General features: G+C 62.6%; 18 protein-coding genes and 2 riboswitches. Of the genes, 5 read left to right on the plus strand and 13 right to left on the minus strand.

What is annotated here, in order from left to right; translation table 11 throughout:
- Window positions 1-171: 171 nt before the first annotated feature.
- From SOR61_RS09125 to SOR61_RS09135, 3 genes are read right to left on the minus strand one after another with little or no spacing between them, the layout of a single operon-like run.
- Window positions 172-753, minus strand: coding sequence for a hypothetical protein (locus tag SOR61_RS09125; protein ID WP_320612349.1), 582 nt, complete (start codon window positions 751-753; stop codon window positions 172-174).
- A 34-nt stretch (window positions 754-787) separates the two neighbouring features.
- A complete protein-coding gene (locus tag SOR61_RS09130) occupies window positions 788-2,245 on the minus strand; it encodes an LTA synthase family protein (RefSeq protein WP_320612350.1) in 1,458 nt (485 codons plus the stop codon).
- Complete coding sequence (locus SOR61_RS09135) at window positions 2,224-2,610, minus strand: hypothetical protein (protein ID WP_320612351.1); 387 nt, start codon at window positions 2,608-2,610, stop codon at window positions 2,224-2,226. The genes SOR61_RS09130 and SOR61_RS09135 overlap by 22 nt, the downstream gene beginning before the upstream one ends.
- A gap of 177 nt (window positions 2,611-2,787) precedes the next feature.
- Between SOR61_RS09135 and SOR61_RS09140 the strand changes: the two genes are divergently transcribed.
- On the plus strand, window positions 2,788-3,612 hold the full coding sequence (locus tag SOR61_RS09140) for a carbon-nitrogen hydrolase family protein (RefSeq protein WP_320612352.1): 825 nt from the start codon (window positions 2,788-2,790) through the stop codon (window positions 3,610-3,612).
- A 28-nt stretch (window positions 3,613-3,640) separates the two neighbouring features.
- Window positions 3,641-4,213 (plus strand): hypothetical protein, encoded by a 573-nt coding sequence (locus SOR61_RS09145; RefSeq protein WP_320612353.1) that lies wholly within the window; start codon window positions 3,641-3,643, stop codon window positions 4,211-4,213.
- Window positions 4,214-4,272: 59 nt separating this feature from the next.
- Here the strand turns inward: SOR61_RS09145 and SOR61_RS09150 are convergent, their stop codons facing one another.
- From SOR61_RS09150 to SOR61_RS09185, 8 genes are all read right to left on the minus strand, one after another.
- Window positions 4,273-5,043, minus strand: a complete 771-nt coding sequence (locus SOR61_RS09150; RefSeq protein ID WP_407066532.1) for an amino acid ABC transporter ATP-binding protein — start codon at window positions 5,041-5,043, stop codon at window positions 4,273-4,275.
- Window positions 5,015-5,977: an amino acid ABC transporter permease gene (locus SOR61_RS09155; RefSeq protein WP_320612354.1), complete on the minus strand. Its 963-nt coding sequence runs from the start codon at window positions 5,975-5,977 to the stop codon at window positions 5,015-5,017. The genes SOR61_RS09150 and SOR61_RS09155 overlap by 29 nt, the downstream gene beginning before the upstream one ends.
- Window positions 5,978-6,080: 103 nt before the next feature.
- Window positions 6,081-7,019, minus strand: a complete 939-nt coding sequence (locus tag SOR61_RS09160; RefSeq protein WP_320612355.1) for a transporter substrate-binding domain-containing protein — start codon at window positions 7,017-7,019, stop codon at window positions 6,081-6,083.
- 99 nt (window positions 7,020-7,118) lie between these two features.
- Window positions 7,119-7,320, minus strand: a riboswitch (Lysine riboswitch).
- 112 nt (window positions 7,321-7,432) lie between these two features.
- Window positions 7,433-9,412, minus strand: a complete 1,980-nt coding sequence (locus SOR61_RS09165; RefSeq protein ID WP_320612356.1) for an FAD-dependent oxidoreductase — start codon at window positions 9,410-9,412, stop codon at window positions 7,433-7,435.
- 45 nt (window positions 9,413-9,457) lie between these two features.
- The gene (locus SOR61_RS09170; protein WP_320612357.1) at window positions 9,458-10,396 is read right to left on the minus strand and encodes a dipeptidase; all 939 of its coding nucleotides are present in this window, start codon (window positions 10,394-10,396) and stop codon (window positions 9,458-9,460) included.
- Between the two features lie 2 nt (window positions 10,397-10,398).
- Entirely contained in the window at window positions 10,399-11,379 is a 981-nt protein-coding gene (locus SOR61_RS09175; RefSeq protein WP_320612358.1) for an ABC transporter ATP-binding protein, read from the minus strand.
- Between the two features lie 18 nt (window positions 11,380-11,397).
- Window positions 11,398-12,360 carry an ABC transporter ATP-binding protein gene (locus SOR61_RS09180; RefSeq protein ID WP_320612359.1) on the minus strand — a complete coding sequence of 321 codons (963 nt, stop codon included), beginning with the start codon at window positions 12,358-12,360 and terminating at the stop codon, window positions 11,398-11,400.
- A 156-nt stretch (window positions 12,361-12,516) separates the two neighbouring features.
- Window positions 12,517-13,866: an amino acid permease gene (locus tag SOR61_RS09185; RefSeq protein ID WP_320612360.1), complete on the minus strand. Its 1,350-nt coding sequence runs from the start codon at window positions 13,864-13,866 to the stop codon at window positions 12,517-12,519.
- Window positions 13,867-14,019: 153 nt separating this feature from the next.
- Window positions 14,020-14,129: riboswitch (glycine riboswitch) on the minus strand.
- Between the two features lie 301 nt (window positions 14,130-14,430).
- Here SOR61_RS09185 and SOR61_RS09190 point away from each other — a divergent pair.
- The 3 genes from SOR61_RS09190 to nifU all read left to right on the plus strand — a co-directional run bounded on the left by SOR61_RS09190 (window position 14,431) and on the right by nifU (window position 16,577).
- Window positions 14,431-14,853, plus strand: coding sequence for an Rrf2 family transcriptional regulator (locus SOR61_RS09190; protein ID WP_320612361.1), 423 nt, complete (start codon window positions 14,431-14,433; stop codon window positions 14,851-14,853).
- 124 nt (window positions 14,854-14,977) lie between these two features.
- Window positions 14,978-16,168 (plus strand): cysteine desulfurase NifS, encoded by a 1,191-nt coding sequence (gene nifS, locus SOR61_RS09195; RefSeq protein WP_320612362.1) that lies wholly within the window; start codon window positions 14,978-14,980, stop codon window positions 16,166-16,168.
- Complete coding sequence (gene nifU, locus SOR61_RS09200; RefSeq protein ID WP_320612363.1) at window positions 16,155-16,577, plus strand: Fe-S cluster assembly scaffold protein NifU; 423 nt, start codon at window positions 16,155-16,157, stop codon at window positions 16,575-16,577. Before nifS ends, nifU begins: the two co-directional genes overlap by 14 nt.
- A 37-nt stretch (window positions 16,578-16,614) precedes the next feature.
- Here the strand turns inward: nifU and SOR61_RS09205 are convergent, their stop codons facing one another.
- Window positions 16,615-17,598 carry an MBL fold metallo-hydrolase gene (locus SOR61_RS09205; protein ID WP_320612364.1) on the minus strand — a complete coding sequence of 328 codons (984 nt, stop codon included), beginning with the start codon at window positions 17,596-17,598 and terminating at the stop codon, window positions 16,615-16,617.
- 18 nt (window positions 17,599-17,616) lie between these two features.
- The gene (deoC, locus tag SOR61_RS09210) at window positions 17,617-18,273 is read right to left on the minus strand and encodes a deoxyribose-phosphate aldolase (protein ID WP_320612365.1); all 657 of its coding nucleotides are present in this window, start codon (window positions 18,271-18,273) and stop codon (window positions 17,617-17,619) included.
- Window positions 18,274-18,354 lie beyond the last annotated feature (81 nt).

An 18,354-nucleotide genomic window follows, 5' to 3' on the forward strand; every position in this document is an offset into this window, starting at 1 on the left:
TTGCAGTTGCTGGACAACAGGAAGAAGTACCTTTACTTTTTCATATTTTCTCGCCATAATAATACCCCCTGATGTAGTACTTCCATTTTCCTACATCAGGGGGCGTTTTGTCTATTGTCCGTTTTTACTGGTTCAGTTCAAGGAAGGGGCAGGCGCTCTGGGAACCCACGATCATCTCACGCTGTAATAGTATCCATAGGTATCGTACTGGTACTCCATGGCCTCGGTCATCCGCTCCACCAGGTAGAGGAAGCGGGCAAACTTCTGCCGGGGGTCCAGGCTCATCTGATGCACATAGTAGGTGGCCAGGGGGAGCTTGGGGTAGCTGCCGTCCTCCTCCGGCTTCTGCCCGGCCAGCAGGGCGTCTGTGGGCAGCACATAGAGTTTCTTCACAAAGGCGGTGCCGTCCTCCCGGCAGCCGTAGCCCACGATGGCGGCGTAGTCAAAGTCCACCTGGGACACCACGTTGGCTGCCTTCTCGTCCCAGGGGCTCTTGCCCATGGGCAGGTAAAACAGCCGCATCACCACCTGCTGGTCCTTCAGGTGGGCCAGCTTCTTGTCGATGGGATCGCCGCTCTGGGCAAAGGCCACCCCGTCGGTCCGCTCCAGGCGGCACAGGATACGGGGTTCTTCCCCGGTCTCCTCCAGGGAGAAGGTCACCCGGCGCTGGGCGCAGAAGCCGCTGTATCGGCAGAGGATCTCTTCGGTCTGCCGGGCAAGATCCCTGTGGTGGTCATATCTGGTCTCTTCCATGGTAATTCCTCCTTCTATATTGCGCGCAAGAAACTTACGGATGATAGACAACGCTCCGCTGCACGGCGGTGTACCAGTTCAGCATGGCCTGGGTCTCCTCCGGGACCGCAAAGGTGGGCACCCCCGCCGGGTCCACATACAGCCCGCTGCGGTACAGAAGCAGCTGGGGCTCCACCGACGCCAGCCAGGAAAAATACGGGTCCAGAGGGATGCCCGCCTGCTGCAAAACGTGCAGGCCCAGCATACTGCAGCTGTCGGTCCGGTCGGGCACCGGCTGGGTCTCGTAGTTGGTCCACACCAGGTAATCGGTGGTGAGAAGCTCAAACATGCTCTCCGCCGATTCCTCGCCCCCCTTCTCGGGCACCACCCCCAGGCGCTGGTAAAGGGTGTCCCCGTTCTCCAGGTTCAGAGAGGGCAGATGGTCCCCCAGAAAGACCAGCATCACCGGCCGGTCGACCTGGGAAAAATAGTCCACCAGCATCCCCAGGGAGGCGTCTGCATGGTTCAGGCCAATGACCAGGGAGTCCAGAATGTCCAGGTCGGTCTGGTTCAGGGCGTCGGCCTGCGGGGAAAAGCCCGAGTCATAGGCGTACTTCTCCGGGGTATAGCCCTGGTGGTTCTCCATGGACAGGCCATAGAGGAAGAAGGGCTTCGACGGGTCCCGGGCCTCATACCGGGCAATGAGCTCCCGGGCAAAGGAGGCGTCCGAGGTATAGGGTCCATCCATCTCCGGTTGGGTCATAAAGTCGTCGATGAACAGCATCTGGTCAAAGCCTACGGCGGGATAGATCTCCGCCCGGCGATACAGGGTGTTGTTGTGGGAGTGGACCGCCATGGTATCATACCCCACCTGCTTCATGAGCCGGGGCAGGCTGGGCAGCGTGGGGTAGACCTCCGAGGGCAGGGTGGTGATGGTATCCCCCTCCTTGAGGGCAGCGCTGCTGAGCCCCGTGAGCAGTTCCATCTCCACGTTGCCGGTGCCGCCGCCATAGGTGTTGGAGAGGAACCGGCCATTGGTACCAGTCTCCGCCAGGGCGTGATACACCGGCAGAGGGTCCTGGGCAAAGGTCAGGCCGGGCAGGCGGGTGAGGTCAAAGAAGCTCTCCGAGGTGATGAACACAATGTCCGGCACCTGGTCCAGGGCCACCGGCGCCGGCTGGGCCTCTTCCGACCGGAACTGCTCCATCAGAGCAGCCACAGACTCCTCCGTGATCATCCGCTCCTGTTCCAGGCGGTTGCTCCAGGCGGCGTACAGTCCCAGGACCACCCCCATCTTCTGGTTCCGCTGGAGCTGGGTGGCAGCGCTTCCCTCCAGACGAAGGACGGCGCTCTGCATAAGCCCGGGGCTCATGCAGGAGAGGGTGACGGCCAGGAGGATCCCACCCATGGCAAAGGCAGCGGGGACCGGCAGACGCCAGGACTCGCCCCGGCCCAACACCACCAGCACTGCGATCACCAGCACCACGGCGCCTATGGTCCAGCCGGTGGGCATAAGCTGGGAAGCTGCGTACCCGGCAATGTCTCCCAGCCCCCCAGAAAGCCTGCGTCACTGAGCTCCAGGGGCGCGCCGTTGATATCGTACTTATACCAGCTGACCAGGGTGAGAAACATGGTCACAATGGTCCCCGGCAGATAGGATAGCCACAACCGGCGGCAAAATCCATACAAGGTCAGGCTGACGACAGAAAACAAAAGCCAGAACAGACCGGCGGCAGCCCCGTGGCCTGCCATCCAGCCAAGAGCCTCCCCCGCGTTCTGGAGCCATACCACCTGGGAGGCATACAGAACCAGAAGGGGGGTCAAAACAACCGCGCCTGCAAAGAAAATCGTCTGGGATCGGGTGGGCCGTGCGGACATAAAACAAATCCTTTCCTATGAGAACTCGCCCCCGGACCGGGGGGCAAATCAGGTCTGATTTTGCTATTATACCGCAAAAACCGCCAAGGTGCAACGAGGCAGCGTCCTCCGGGCCGCTTGCGTCTCCGGGGAAAATATGGTACAGTCAAAGAAACCAACCGGGAAAGGAGCCTGCCTATGAAGCTGATGCTCGGTCTGTGCCAGATGAAAGTGACCAACGACAAACAGGCCAATCTCCGCCGGGCGGAGGAAGCCCTCCGCCAGGCCGCCCAACAGGGCGCGCAGGTGGCGGTGCTGCCGGAAATGTTCAACTGCCCCTATGAGAATGCCTGTTTCCCCGCCTATGCTGAACCTGCCGGAGGCGAATCCTGGCAGTTTCTCTCCCGCATGGCCAAAACGCTGAAGCTCTATCTGGTAGGCGGCTCCGTGCCCGAGTGGGAGGACGGGAAGATCTATAACACCAGCTATATCTTCTCTCCCCACGGAGAGGAGCTGGCCCGTCATCGAAAGGTCCATCTCTTTGACATCGACGTGCCCGGCGGGCAGCGGTTCAAGGAGTCGGACACCCTGGCCGCCGGAGACCAGGTCACCGTGGTGGACACCCCCTTTGGCAAGCTGGGCGTGGCCATCTGCTTTGACATTCGCTTTGCCGAACTCTTCCGCCTTATGGGCGACCGGGGTGCCGCTCTCATCGTGGTCCCCGCCGCCTTCAATATGACCACCGGCCCCCTCCACTGGGACCTGGCCTTCCGGATGCGGGCCCTGGACCAGCAGTGTTTCGTGGCCGGATGCTCCCCCGCCCGGGACCCCAGCGCCTCCTATGTGGCCTACGGCCACTCCCTGGTCTGCGACCCCTGGGGCACCATCCTCACCGAGCTGGACGAAACAGAAGGGGTGCGGGTGATCCCCCTGGACCTGGACGACCTGGCAAAGTACCGGGCGCAGATCCCTATCCTGGCCGGCCGGCGGACCGACCTCTACCGCACCGAAGCCCTCAAGTGACCGCCCCGACAGAAAGGAACCCATACCCATGTATAACCGACTCTCTATCATCCTGCCTGTAAGCATCGTTCTGTCCGTGATCTTTACCCTCTTCCTGCTGCTGCGGGTCCTTCCGGAGACCTACAACGGCAAGAGAAACCACATCTTCCAGTTTTTCTACGACATCTTCACCCCCCAGACCCTCACCATCGAGAGGCTCCTGCAGGTGCTCTACATCTTCCTGACCTGTACGTCCATCCTCTGCGGTCTGTTCCAGATCTTCTCCTGGGTGGGCACCAGCTTCGGCTATTACCTCCGGGAACTCATCGGCGGTCTGGTCCTGGTGGTGGTGGTCCCCATCCTGCTGCGGCTCATCCACGAGTTGCTGCTGCTGGCGCTGCTCCAGCTGCGGGCCACCCGGGATATCAGCGCCAAGCTGGACCAGCTTCTGGCCAATCAGGCCGTCCAGACCCCCGGGTCGGAGCAGGGAACCTCCCCTTCCCCCTCCTCTCCCCTCCCGGAGGGCTCGGTCCCTGACCGGCGCTGCTGCCCCTACTGCGGCACCCTCTACCGGGGCCAGGCGGACACCCCCTGCCCCGGCTGCGGAAAGACAGCACCCTGAAAACGCCAAAGACCCGGCGGCGGACTTTCGTCCGAAGCCGGTGCTTTTTCTCATACCAGTTATCGCTCCATAAAGCGGGAGAGGAACTCCCGAGTCTCTTCCTTCTGGGGGTTCACGAAGATCTCCTGGGGGGTACCTTCCTCCCAGATGACCCCGTCCCGCATGAAGACCACGTGGTTGGACACGTCCCGGGCAAAGGCCATCTCGTGGGTCACCACCAGCATGGTCAGGCCCTCCTGGGCCAGCTCCCGCATGACCGAGAGCACCTCGCCCACCATCTCCGGGTCCAGAGCGGAGGTGGGCTCGTCAAAGAGCAGGACCTCCGGGTTCATGGCCAGGGCCCGGGCGATGGCCACACGCTGCTTCTGACCGCCGGAGAGCTGCCGGGGCCGGGCGTTGATGTAGGGGGCCATCCCCACCTTCTGCAGGTACTTCATGGCCACTTCCTTGGCCTCTTCCGGGTTCTTCTTCAGCACCTTGGTCTGGCCCACCATGCAGTTTTCCAGCACGGTCATGTTGCTGAAGAGGTTGAAGGACTGGAAGACCATGCCCACCTTGGTCCGGTAGGCAGCGGCGCCGCCCTTGCGGGAGAGGATGTTTTCCCCGTGGAAGGAGACCTCGCCGCTGGTGGGGATCTCCAGAAGGTTAATGCACCGCAGCAGGGTGGACTTACCCGAGCCGGAGGCCCCGATGATAGAGGTCACGTCCCCCTTCTTCACGGTGAAGTCAATGTCCTTGAGCACCTTGTGGGAACCAAAGGACTTGGACAGATGGTTTACTTTTAAGATCATATCATCCATGTCACAGGTCTCCTCTCTGGTTCTGGTCATCCTCGCTCCAGCTGGGGCGGCGGCCTTCGGCCCGCTCACCTTCCCGGCGGGCAGCGTCCCGCTCGGCCTGGCGGCGCAGGTCCTCCCGGAGCATACTCTTCACGGCCTCGGGGTTGCGCTCGTCAAAGGGGGTGCGCTTGTCGGGGTAGTTGTAGGTGCCGGCGGTCATGGTGAGCTGATCCCCCTGGACCAGGTCATAGCTGTCTGCACCGTCCATCTTCTTCTCCAGCTTCCGCAGCAGGAAGGAAGCCACCAGGGTGAGGATCAGGTAGCCAACCATCTCAATGGCGGCGGAGGGGAAGTACATGAGGTTCACACCCACGATGTTCCGGTGGGTGGCGAAGAACTCGGTGAAGCCGATGACGAACATCACGGAGGAGTCCTTGATGTTGATGATGAAGTTGTTGCCGATCTGGGGAATGATGTTCCGCAGAGCCTGGGGCAGGATCACGTTGGTCATGGTCTGCACGTGGGTCATGCCGATGGCCTTGGCGCCCTCGGTCTGGCCCGGGTCCACGGAGACGATGCCGCCCCGGACCGACTCTGCCATGTAAGCGCCGGTGTTGATGGAGACCACCAGCAGGGTGGCCACCCAGATGCCGTAGTTCCCCCGGAAGGCCACGGCGCCGCTGGTGAAGTAGGGCAGGCCGTAGAAGATGAACACCGCCTGGAGCACCATGGGGGTACCACGGAAGACTTCCACGTAGATCCGCACGATCACCCGGATGAGCTTCAGGATGAAGCGCTTGCCCAGGGAGTCGGTCCTGGTGTAGGGAATGGTGTTGAGGATACCGCACACCAGGCCGATGATGCAGCCGGCCAGGGTTGCAACCACAGCCACGATGATGGTGTTGCGGATACCGGTCAGGTAAGCGGGCGCGTAGGCGTCCCAAAGGCGGGCTATATCATAACCCAGCGTGACAAACTTATCCATGGGCAACGGATTCCTTTCTCTTGGAAACCCCCATTATCCGGCTCTGAATTCAGAGCCGGATAATGGGGTTTGTTTGCTTTTGGTAAAAATAGTGCGCCGGATATTAGATGGCGGGCTGAACCTTAACAGCCTCGTTCATGAGGGCGTTGAAGTGGTCAGCGTTCAGGGCGGAGAGGACCTTGTCCATGGCGTCCTTCAGCTGGGTGTTGCCCTTGGAGACGGAGATGCCGATGTCGATGTCGCTCTGAGCCACCTTGAAGTTGTCAGCCTCGTTGGCAGAGAAGTCCAGGATGGTCAGGTCGGGGTAGGTCTGGCAGGCGCCCATAGCGGTGGGCATGTCGGTGCAGATGAAGTCCACGGTGCCGCTGGCCACAGCCATGATCATAGCGGGAGCGGACTCGGAAGCGGGCATGACCTCTGCGCCTTCCACCTGGGGCAGGCAGGTGGTGTACCAGATGGTACCGGTCTGTGCGGTGGCGGAACCCTTCAGCTCGCTGATGCCCTTGGCGTTGGCCAGCTCGCTGTCCTTCTTGGTGACGCAGACGATAGAAGCGTAGAAGTAAGGACCAGCCATGTCAACTTCCTGCAGACGTTCGGGGGTCATGGACTGACCAGCGATGACAGCGTCGATCTGGCCGGAAGCCAGAGCGGGGGTCAGGCCGTCCCAGTCGATGGCCATGATCTCCAGGTCCCAGCCGTAAGCTTCGCAGATGCGCTTAGCGATCATCACGTCGTAGCCGTTGGCATAGGAGCCGGGGTTGTTGGCGATGGGCACGGCGCCGTTGGAGTCGTCCATCTGGGTCCAGTTGTAGGGAGCGTACTTACACTCCATACCCACGGTGAGCTTACCGTCTTCCACGCCGGGGATCTTGGAGGTATCCACGGAGGTCAGGTCCTCAACAGCGGGGACTTCCACCTTCTCGGTGGTGGTGGTGTCGCCCTCAGCGGGCTTCTGTTCGTCGGTGGAGGCAGGCTGACCGCCGCAGGCCACCAGGGCCAGGGCCATCACCAGAGCCAGAGCAAGTGTAAGAAACTTCTTCATTGTGATTGTCCTCTTTCCTGTAAATTTTTGTTTAAAAAAACCATGAATCCGAAGCGGATTCATGGCAAAACAAACATCGTTGTGGGAGGATACCCAATTTACCACGATAGCGCTCCATTTCGGCCCGCCCGTATCATGAGCGAACCATTTCATCAATGGCAGTCCGGCAGATCTTCTCTGCCGACCCAGGCGCCATCCGGTCAGGAACCCGAACAGCCCTTCGGCGGCGATCCCTTTCCCCTCCCCGGTGTCCTGCCGGTGGTCGGAGCGTACTGATGAGCGCCGCGCCTCTATCATTGTTTTCATTATACGAGAGCCTGTCCCCCTTGTCAAGGTGGGAAGAAAGACGGAAACCCCATGGGTTTCCGTCTTTCTTTTGTTGATTCTGCGACATGGTATTGTCGTTCCACGACTTACAGCTGCCGGGCCACCGTATAGGCCGAGCCGATGGCGGTCATAACGCTGCCCACCTTGCTGCCGTCGCCCACCTGATAGATGTCGATGCCGCTGCCTTCCAGGGCACGGGCCAGGGAGGGACGGGGGACAAAGCCCACGCTGAGCACCACCCGGTCTGCCGGCAGGGTCTCTTCCCCGGCCGGTCCGGCGATGACTACCCCGGTCTCTTCCACCCGGGCCAGGGGACAGCCTGCCCGGATGACCACGCCGGCCTCGTCCAGCAGGTCCCGGAGCATCTGCTCATTCATCTCAGGAACCGGGATACCAGCGGAGAGAATGTCCGGCTGGGCCTCCACCAGGGTGACCTGTTTGCCCTCCTGGGCGTACCCCAGGGCGGTCTCGCAGCCCACCAGGCCGCCGCCCACCACCACGATCTTCTCTCCCTCCAGGGGCTGGCCGGTGAGCGCGGTGACGCAGTCCACCACCATGGAGCGGTCCACTCCGGGCACCTTGGGCACGCCGGGGACCGCGCCCACGGCCAGCACCACCGCGTCGGGTTTGGCGGTCAGGATTGCCTGGGCGTCTGCCTCTTTCCCGGTCTCTACCGTCACCCCCAGCCTGGTCAGCTGGCCCTGGTACCAGGCGTTCAGCTCCCGCAGCTCTTTCTTAAAGTCGTGGGCCCCGGCAGCCAGCAGATTGCCCCCCAGCTCTTTGCCTGCCTCCCAGAGGGTAACGCTGTGGCCCCGCAGGGCAGCCGTCCGAGCCGCCTCCATGCCGGCCGGGCCGCCGCCCACCACCAGCACCTGCTTCTTCTCCAGAGCAGGAGTGAGGCCGAAGGAATGCTCCCGGGCGGCCTGGGGATTCACCGCGCAGCCAGCCCGGCGGCCCACCTTCAGGGCGCCGATGCAGCCCTGGTTGCAGCCGATACAGAGACGGATCTCCTCCACCCGGTCCAGCGCCACCTTCTGGGGGAAGGCAGGGTCTGCCAGGGAGGGCCGACCCAGCACGATGCCGTCGATCTTCCCTTCCGCCACCGCTTTTGCCGCCAGATCAGGGTCGTTCATCCGGCCGCCGCAGAGCACGGGGATGGACACTGCCTGCTTGGCCTGGGCCGCCAGGTCGATGACCCGGCCCTTTTCCATGTAGCAGGGGGGTGCCGCATAGTAGAAGGAGTCGTACTGGCCAAAATCTACGCTGAGGCAGTCGTAGCCGTAGGCCTCCAGACGGCGGCAGACCTCCAGGCCCTCCTCCAGGGTGCGGCCCACTTCCTCCTCTCCGTGGAGGGAGGGCTTATTATATCCTTTAATGTACGATTTCAGCGCCAGACGCATGGACACCACAAAGTCCTTGCCGCAGGCTGCCTTCACCCCGTCCAGAATCTCCCGGGCGCAGCGCAGGCGGTTTTCCAGTTCGCCGCCGTATTCGTCGGTGCGGTGGTTCATAAAGGACAGGGCAAACTGGTCCAGCAGATAGCCCCAGTGCATGGCGTGGACCTCAATGCCCGGGAAGCCGCACTGCTTGAGCAGGGCGGCGGTGGCGATCATCTGGTAGATCTTCTGCTTGATCTGGTCCCGGGTCAGGGCAGGGGCCAGGCGGGAGGGATCATGATAGTAAGGGATCTCCGAGGGACAGAAGGCCCCCACGGCGTTGCGTCCATAGCCCATGGACACCTGGGGGAGCATCTTGGTCCCGTAGGCGTCCAGCCGCTCCAGCAGTTCCACCGCCGTGCGCTGGAAGGTCTTGGGGGCTTTCAGGGGCTGCTTGCTGTCCAGAGGGTGGACCGGGTCCACCAGCACATCCGGGTGGAAGGCCCCGGTGAACAGAAGGCCAAAGCCGCCCTTGGCCCGCTCCTCAAAGTGGGCCAGCCCGTCGGGGGAGAACTCCCCAAAGGGGCCCTGGAGCGAGGGCAGGGTCAGAGGTCCCTCACAAAAACGGTTCTTTATGGTCATGGAGCCAATGGTCAGGGGCTCCAGCAGGGGTGCGTAGCGAAAAGACATCCTTCTTCCTCCTTTGTTCTCTTCCCCGTCCGGCGGGGCGGGCGGTCATAAAACCTCCCGATACAGTCTCATTCCATTTTCCCAGCAGATGGCGTCGATCTCCCGGGGGGTAAAGCCGCCCTGGTCCAGGGCTTCCACCAGCTGGAGCATCCCCCCGGCGTCCCCCAGCTCCAGGGGGCTGTCAATGCCGTCAAAGTCAGAGCCCAGGGCAGCCACCGACAGGCCGCCTACATCCACCAGATGGCGCAGGTGCCGGACCATATCCTCCGTACGGCTCACCGGGCTCTCCCCCAGAAAGCCTGCGTAGAAGTTGACCCCCACCAGGCCGCCCTTGTCGCTCAGGGCCTTTATCATCTCGTCGGTGAGGTTCCTTGGGTGGTTCCACAGGGCCCGGCAGCTGGAGTGGCTGGCCAGGAAGGGTTTTTTCGCCGCCCGGCACACGTCCCAGAAGCCATCATCTCCCAGGTGGGACACGTCCACCAGCATACCCAGCTTCTCCATCTCTTCCAGAAAGGCAAAGCCGGTCTCGGTGAGGCCCCCAGATTTGCCGTTGGGGTGGCCCAGCTCATTTTCGTGGTTCCAGGTGAGGGTCAACAGCCGGACCCCCAACCGGTACAGCATCCGCAGCACCGAGAGTCTTCCTTTGCACACAGCTCCCTCCTCCACGGTGAGAAGGCTCCCTATCTTCCCCTCCCGGCCGATCTGGTCCAGGTCCTCCCGGGAGAGAATGGGCACCAGCAGGTCCCGGTTGGCCTCCACCTCCCGCCAGTAGACATCTGCCAGGGTGAGGACCTCCTGCAAGGGGTCCTCTGTTCGGTCCAGGTTCACAAACAGGGCGAAGTTTTGCAGCAGATAGCCGCTCTGCCGGAGTTTTTCCAAGTTAATATGAAGGTCCTCCCCGTCCCGGAGGGACCGGGGAAAGCCCGCCCGGTCATAGGCCAGCAGCCGGGCGATGGTGTCGCAGTGCAAGTCCAAAAAGGGCATGGTCATTGGCTCCTTTCTTCCCCCAGGGGGAAATGACAGGCCACCTGGCCCGGGCCCACCGGCCGCAGAAGGGGGACCTCCTGGCGGCACTTCTCCCTGGCGTAAGGACACCGGGTATGGAACCGGCAGCCGGGCGGCGGGTCCACCGGACTGGGGATCTCTCCGGTCAGGATACCCCGGTCCTGGGACCGGGTGGTAGGGTCAGGCTGGGGTACTGCGTCCAGCAAAAACCGGGTATAGGGATGGCGGGGCGCCTGGAACAGAGTCCGGGTGGGCCCCACCTCACACACCCGCCCCAGAAACATGACGCACACCCGATGGGCGCTGTGGCGCACCACGCTCAGGTCGTGGGAGATGAGCAGATAGGTCAGGTGGTGGGCCCTCTGCAAGTCGTCCAGCAGGTTCAGCATCTGGGCCTGCACCGACACGTCCAGGGCAGACACCGGCTCGTCACACACCACCAGCCGGGGCCGCAACGCCAGCGCCCGGGCCAGCACCACCCGCTGCCGCTGTCCCCCGGACAGCTCATGGGGGTAGCGGCGCAGCAGCTCCCCGCTAAGGCCCACCTCTTCCAGCAGGGCCTCCGCCCGCCGGGGGATCTCCTCCCGGGGACAGAGCCGGTGGATGCGGAAGGGCTCTGCCAGCACCCCCTCGATGGTGCACCGGGGGTTCAGGGCGGCCGCCGTGTCCTGAAACACCAGCTGCATCTGCCGCCGCAGGGCCCGGCGCTCCCCCGGGGACAGGGCCGCCAGGTCCTGTCCGTCAAAGAACACCTGCCCCTGGTCCGGGGCCAGCAGCCCCAGCATGAGCCGTCCCAGGGTGCTCTTGCCGCACCCGGACTCCCCCACCAGCGCCAGGGTCTCCCCTTCGTAAATGGTCAGGTCCACCTGGGACACTGCGTGCAGTACGGTACCTTTCTTTTGCCCTTTCACGGGAAAGGTTTTGCTCAGGCCCTTTCCCTGGGCCAGACAATGGGCTTCCATGGCCTCTCCCTCCTTCCCTCAGGGAAACAGACACCGGACCAGATGGCCCGGCTCCACTTCGGTCAGCGGCGGCTCCGCGGCCCGGCAGGCCGCCTGGGCCCGGTCACACCGGGGACAAAACCGGCAGCCCTCCCGCGGCTCGCCCAAGGTGGGCACGGTACCCGGAATGGTGTACAGCCGCTCCTCCTCTCCCCGGAGGGAAGGGATGGCCTTGAGCAAACCCAGGGTGTAGGGGTGCCGGGGAGAACGGAACAGGGAAAAGGTCTCCGCCTGCTCCACGATCTGCCCGGCGTACATCACCGACACCTGGTCGCACAGCTGGGCCACCACCCCCATGTTATGGGTGATGAGCAGGATGGAGGTCCCGTGGTCCCGGCGCAGCTGCCCCATGAGCCGGAGGATCTGGGCCTGGATGGTCACATCCAGCGCCGTGGTGGGCTCGTCAGCAATGAGAAGGGAGGGCTCGCATGCCATGGCCATGGCGATCATCACCCGCTGGCGCAGGCCTCCGGACAGCTCCCGGGGATAGGCGTCGTACCGCCCCTCCGGGTCGGGGATGCCCACCTGACGAAAGAGCTCTACGGTTCTGGCCCGGGCCTGGGCCCGGCCCATCCCCCGGTGGAGCCGCAGCACCTCCGCCACCTGCCGTCCCACGGTGTACGCCGGGTTGAGACAGGTCATGGGGTCCTGAAAGATCATGGCGATCCGGTCTCCCCGGAGCTTGCGCAGGGCCTTTTCCGGCAGGGCCAGCAGGTCCTGCCCCTCAAAGAGGAGTTCTCCCCCGGCGATCTGTCCCGGCGGGGGGACCAGCCCCAGCACCGACAGGGCGGTCACGCTCTTGCCGCAGCCGGACTCCCCCACAAGGCCCACAATGGTCCCTCGGGGTACCGTGAGATCCACCCCGTCTACTGCCGGGAGCCACTTGCCGTTCTCCCCGGCAAACCGGGTGCAGAGTCCCCGGATCACCAACGTATCCTCCATACTGCCCCTCCTTCCTTCCAAAACATGGGTTTAGTTTAGCATAGGCCAGGCGGTTGGGCAACCGTTTTCCCGGGCAAAGGAAAAACCGGCGGCCCGGGCAGGCCGTCGGTTTTCCAAGAAAAAGAGAGGTTCTAAAAATGAAATGGGCGTCTTGATTCAGTCCTGGGGTGCCTGGGCCTGCCGGCCCTTGCTCTTCTGCACGGCGTAGTACACCGGCAGACCCACCAGGGTCACCACGATGCTCCCCAGAGAGAGGAGACTGGAGGTGGACCCAGCCAGGAAGAGCTGGTTGATGATCACATACACACCGCTCACGATGGCGATGACGGGGACAACAGGATAGAGGGGGACCTTATAGGTCCGGTTCAGGTCAGGGCGCATCTTCCGGTAGCGCATGACCGCGATAAAGGTCAGGGTATAGAAGGTCCAGCAGGAGAACACCGCCAGGTCGGTCAGGCGGTTGAACTGGCCGCTGATGGCAAACAGGCAGCCGATGCCGCCCACCAGGATGATGGAGTTCACGGGCACCTGGGCGCGGTTGAGCTTGGCCAGCTTCTTGCTGGCGGGGAAGTTCCCCTCCTCGGCCAGGATGTAGGCCACCCGGGACCCGGAGAGCACAAAGCCGTTGCAGGCGCCGAAGGCGGAGACCATGATGCCCACGGACACCAGCCTGCCGCCAAAGTCGCCGAAGAGGGCCAGCGCCACGGCGGAGGCCGGCGCTGCCATGTCCTTGAGCTGATCAGCGGGCAGCACCCACAGATAGGCCAGGTTCACCACAAAGTACACGGCCATGATGATGCTCACGCCGCCCACGATGGCTATAGGCAGGTCCCGGCCGGGATTCTTCATTTCCCCGGCAATGGCGCCCACGTTGGTCCAGCCTTCAAAGGCGAAGAGGACGGCCACCATGAGCTGACCCAGCACCACAGCGGGGCTCAGGCCGTCGGCCACCATGGGGGTAAAGATGGGGTTCTGTCCGGAGCCGTTCACAAAGCCGAAGATCATCAGCAGGAACAGGGGGATGAGCTTGCAGATGGTGAAGATGATCTGCACGCCGCCGCCCACAGCGGAGCCCAGGCTGTTGAGGATGATGATCAGGATGATGGCCAGGATGGCCAGGGGCACGGTGTAGCCTTCGCCGATGAACAGGGCTGCCTGCTGGGCGCAGGCCACAGCCAGGGCAGAGATCATGGCCGGGTAAAACAGGACGCTCTGCATCCAGCCGCCCAGAAAGCCCACCTTTTTTCCAAACACTTCTTCCAGATAGGCCACCATGCCGCCGGTCTTGGGGATCAGAATGGCGATCTCTGCAAAGGTCATGGCTGCGCAGATACACACCACGCCGGTGATGAGCCAGGCCACCATGGCCAGACCCGGTGCGCCGCCGGTGGCGGTAAACATGGCCTGGGGCTTAAAGAACACCCCGGAGCCAATGACGCATCCCACCACCGTGGCCATGGCGGTGGACATGCCAAGGTTCTTTTTCAGCTTCTGTTTTTGTTCCATAGGATTCTTCCTCTCTCTGTTTTTTCGCCTTTGGGCAACAAAAAAGAGGATATCCAGGCAGCACAACCGTGCGCGCCTGCATATCCTCTGTATTGCAACCTGAAAGCGTTACTTCTACGGTGACCGGGTCTGTCCCGGTACTCTCCAGAGTTTCGTCCATAAAAGGTACCTATACCTGAAAGTTTCTCCGAAAGTTGGCAGCTTCCGGATTGCTTCATCGGTTTCCCACCCTGGGCAGGGGGGCCATCTCCCTTTTACTTCATCCGACGGATATTCTTTTTATGCATGCAGTATAGCACCCGTCCTCCCCCTTGTCAACCGGATTTTTCACGTTTTTTGCATTTTTCCGCCCCCGCTCCGTCAAATCTCTCTCCGGCCGGCCCCCGCCCGCCCGAAAAAAGGAAGGGAAAATCTGGAATTCTCGCACTCTGGTTATTCCTTTTTCTATCAGATTGGTGTATAATAAAAAATATCCCATGAAGGCAGGTCGGTTCGCCCCCTTGCCCTGTTGTCCCCCTCGGCCCCTCGCCTTCCCCACTTTACTACAGAAAGAAGGTTGAGACTATGATGATCTCCACCAAAGGCCGTTACGCCCTCCGCGTCATGCTCGACTTGGCCGACCACAACACCGGAAGCTACATCCCCCTGAAGGACATTGCCGGCCGGCAGGACATTTCTGTCAAATATCTGGAAAACATCCTGGCCTCTCTCAGCCGCGCCTCCCTGGTGGACGCCACCCGGGGCAAAGGCGGTGGATACCGCCTGGCCAAACCCCCCGAAGAATACTCCGCCGGAGAGATCATCCGTCTGGCAGAGGGACACCTGGCCTCTGTCGCCTGCCTGAAAGACGACCACCCCGGCTGCGAAAAATCCGGCCACTGCCGGGCCCTTCCCCTTTGGCAGGGGCTGGACCAGGTGGTCAGCGAATATCTGGACGGCATTTCTCTGGCCGACCTCCAGGCCGACGGCGGCAGCAGCTGCCTGTAAGGTCTTTCGCCCCGCCCCGGCGGGGCATTCTTTTTTTCAAATTACCTATTGACTTCATAGGTAATTTGTGGTATGCTTCAATTACCTAATAGATTAGTAGGAATAAGCCCAAGGAGGTTTTCCCATGATATACGCTGACAACGCAGCTACTACCAAGCTGAGCCCCACCGCCCTGGCCGCCATGCTCCCCTGGCTGGAGGAAGGGTACGGCAACCCCTCTTCCCTCCACAGCGTGGGACAGGCCGCCGCCCAGGCCCTGGCCCAGGCACGGGAAACCGTCGCCCGCTGTCTCCACTGCCGCCCGGACGAGATCTACTTCACCTCCGGCGGCAGCGAGGCCGACAACCAGGCCATCCTCTCCGCCGCCATGGCGGGCAAGCGGCAGGGCAAGACCCATATCATCTCCACCGCCTTCGAGCACCACGCCGTGCTCCACACCCTGGAAAAGCTCCAGCGGGAAGAAGGCTTCACCATCACTTTGCTGGACGTCCACCAGGACGGGGTGATCACCCCCCAGGAGGTGGAGGCGGCCATTCGCCCGGACACCTGCCTTGTGACCATCATGTACGCCAACAACGAGATCGGTTCCATCCAGCCCATCGCAGAGATCGGCCAGATCTGCCGCAGCCGGAAGATCCCCTTCCATACCGACGCAGTCCAGGCCGCCGGGCACCTGCCCATTGACGTGCAGGCCCAGTCCATCGACCTGCTCTCCCTGTCGGGCCATAAGTTCCACGGTCCCAAGGGGGTGGGCGTCCTCTACGCCCGGAAGGGCTTCCCCCTGCGCAGCCTCATCGAAGGGGGCGCCCAGGAGCGCCGCCGCCGGGCCGGCACGGAAAACATCCCCGGCATCGTAGCCCTGGCCGCCGCTTTGCAGGAGGCCTGCGACCACATGGAGGAGCACGCCGCCCAGGTCACCGCCCTGCGGGACAAGCTCATCGCCGGGCTGGAGACCATCCCCCACGCCGCCCTGAACGGCCACCGGACCCAGCGCCTGCCGGGCAACGTAAGCTTCTGCTTCGAAGGCATCGAGGGCGAGTCCCTGCTCCTGCTGCTGGACGACAAGGGGATCTGCGCCTCTTCCGGCTCGGCCTGCACCTCCGGCTCTCTGGACCCCAGCCACGTGCTGCTGGCCATCGGCCGCCCCCACGAGGTGGCCCACGGTTCCCTCCGGCTGTCCCTGTGCCACTGGAACACCCAGGAGGAGGTTGACACCATGCTCCGGGAGATCCCCCGGGTGGTAGAGTATTTGCGCAATATGTCCCCCGTCTGGCGGGATTTACAGGAAGGAGAACGCAGCTATGTTATACAGTGAAAAAGTTATGGACCATTTCCGCAACCCCAGAAACGTGGGCGTCCTTCCTGACGCCGACGGCGTGGGTCAGGTGGGCAACGCCAAGTGCGGCGATATTATGAAGATCTACCTGAAAATTCAGGATGACACCGTCACCGACGTAAAGTTCGAGACCTTCGGCTGCGGCAGCGCCATCGCCTCCAGCTCCATGGCCACAGAGATGATCAAGGGCCAGCCGGTGAGCCAGGTGATGCAGCTGACCAACAAGGCCGTGACAGAGGCCCTGGGTGGTCTGCCCGCCCACAAGATCCACTGTTCCGTCCTGGCCGAGGAGGCGGTCAAGTCCGCCCTGAAAGACTACTACGACCGAAACCACATCCCCTACGACCCCAAGCTCTTTCCCGCAGAGTCCTGTGAGGTCCACGCATAACAAAAAAGCAGGAACGCTAAATGCGTTCCTGCTTTTTTCATACGATCTTATACCGGGCAAGGCCGTTCTCTCCCACGAGACGGCGGACCTTGTTTTGGGTCAGCAGCAGCTCCAGATGGGCCAGGGCCTCTCCCACTGCAAACCATTTCTGGTTCAGGGGAAAGTCCGCCCAGCTCCTGGCCCGGATATCCCAGGTCATGCGGGCGGCGATCTCGTAGGCCGTGCGCCCCGGTTCCTCCCGGACGATCCGCAGGGTCTCCGCCACCCGCCGCCCGTGGTGGGCTTTCAGTTCCTCCACCCGGGAGAAAAAGTCCGCGGTGTGGCGGTGGCCGGGCAGAGCCAGCTCCACCGGGTAGGCCGCCACCCGGTCCAGGCTGGACAGATAGTGCCCCAGGGCGTTGTCCATGTTGGGCCACATGGCGATGTTGGGGGTGATATCAAAGAGCACATGGTCCGCGGTAAAGAGGATGCGCTCCCGCTCCAGCCACAGGCAGATCTGTCCCGGGGTGTGGCCGGGCACCGCCACCACCTCCAGGGTGTAGTCTCCCACCGACAGCCGCTGACCGTCCTTCAAAGGCGTGTAGCAGGGCAGGTCCAGGGGAGGACCCAGGTTCCGGGCCGGGTTGGTGCCGATGACCACCCGGGCCTCCTCCCGAGGAAAGCCCTCCCGGTCAAACCGCCGGTCCATCACCGCCCAGAAGTGGTCCTCCTGGACCTGACGGGTCAAGGGGAAGTCCCCCTCCCCGATATAGATCCGGCCTCCCGGCCCTACAAACTCCACGGACAGACCGGTGTGGTCGGTGTGGATGTGGGTCACCAGAACGTCCAGCCGGGTCCGGTCCACGCCGGTCTCCTCTAAGCCCGCCGCCAGCGCCTCCCGGCAGGGGGGCAGGCGAAAGCCCGTGTCAATGAGCAGGCTCCGCTCGGTCCCGCGGATCAGGTAGGCATTGAGCTCCCGCAGAGGGTTCCGAGGCAGGGGAACAGGAATGCGATATATATTTTTGACGATCTCCTCTACCACGGCGCGCCGCCCCTTTCGTTACTTGGTCAGGTTCCGCACTTCTCCCACCAGAGCGCTGGCGCCCAGACGGTCTGCCCCCAGGGACAGGTAGGCCTCGGCGTCCTCCAGGGTGCGGATGCCGCCGGATGCCTTCACCTTCACCGTATCCGGCAGATTCTCCCGGAGCAGCGCCACGTCCTCCCGGGTGGCGCCGCCGGTGGAAAAGCCCGTAGAGGTCTTTAAGTAGGCCGCCTCTTCCTTGGCCACCAGCTGACAGAGCTTCAGCTTCTCCATGTCGGAGAGCAGGCAGGTCTCAATGATGACCTTCAGGGGACGGCCCAGGCAGGCCGCCTTCACCCCGGCGATCTCCTGGCTGATGTCCTTCCACTTCCGGTCCTTCACCATGCCGATGTTGATGACCATGTCGATCTCGCTGGCGCCGTTCTCCACGGCGTCCTTGGTCTCAAAGATCTTGGCTGCCATGGTATTGTATCCGTTGGGGAAGCCGATCACGGTGCAGATCTTCAGGTTGCCCTGGACGTAGTCTGCCGCCTGCTTCACGAAGGACGGGGGGATGCACACCGTTGCGCAGCCATACTCCATGGCCTCGTCGCAGAGGGTCTTGATCTGCTCCCAGGTGGCTTCGGGCTTCAGCAGCGTGTGGTCTACATGACTGAGAATGGTATTGGGCTCCATGGTTTTGCCTCCTTTGTATCTTGTCCCGGGGGACGCGCCCCCGCTGTATTCTGAGGATATCATATCGTATTTCTTGTCTTT

The sequence above is a fragment of the Evtepia sp. genome, assembly GCF_034090835.1.
Taxonomy (GTDB): domain Bacteria; phylum Bacillota; class Clostridia; order Oscillospirales; family Oscillospiraceae; genus Evtepia.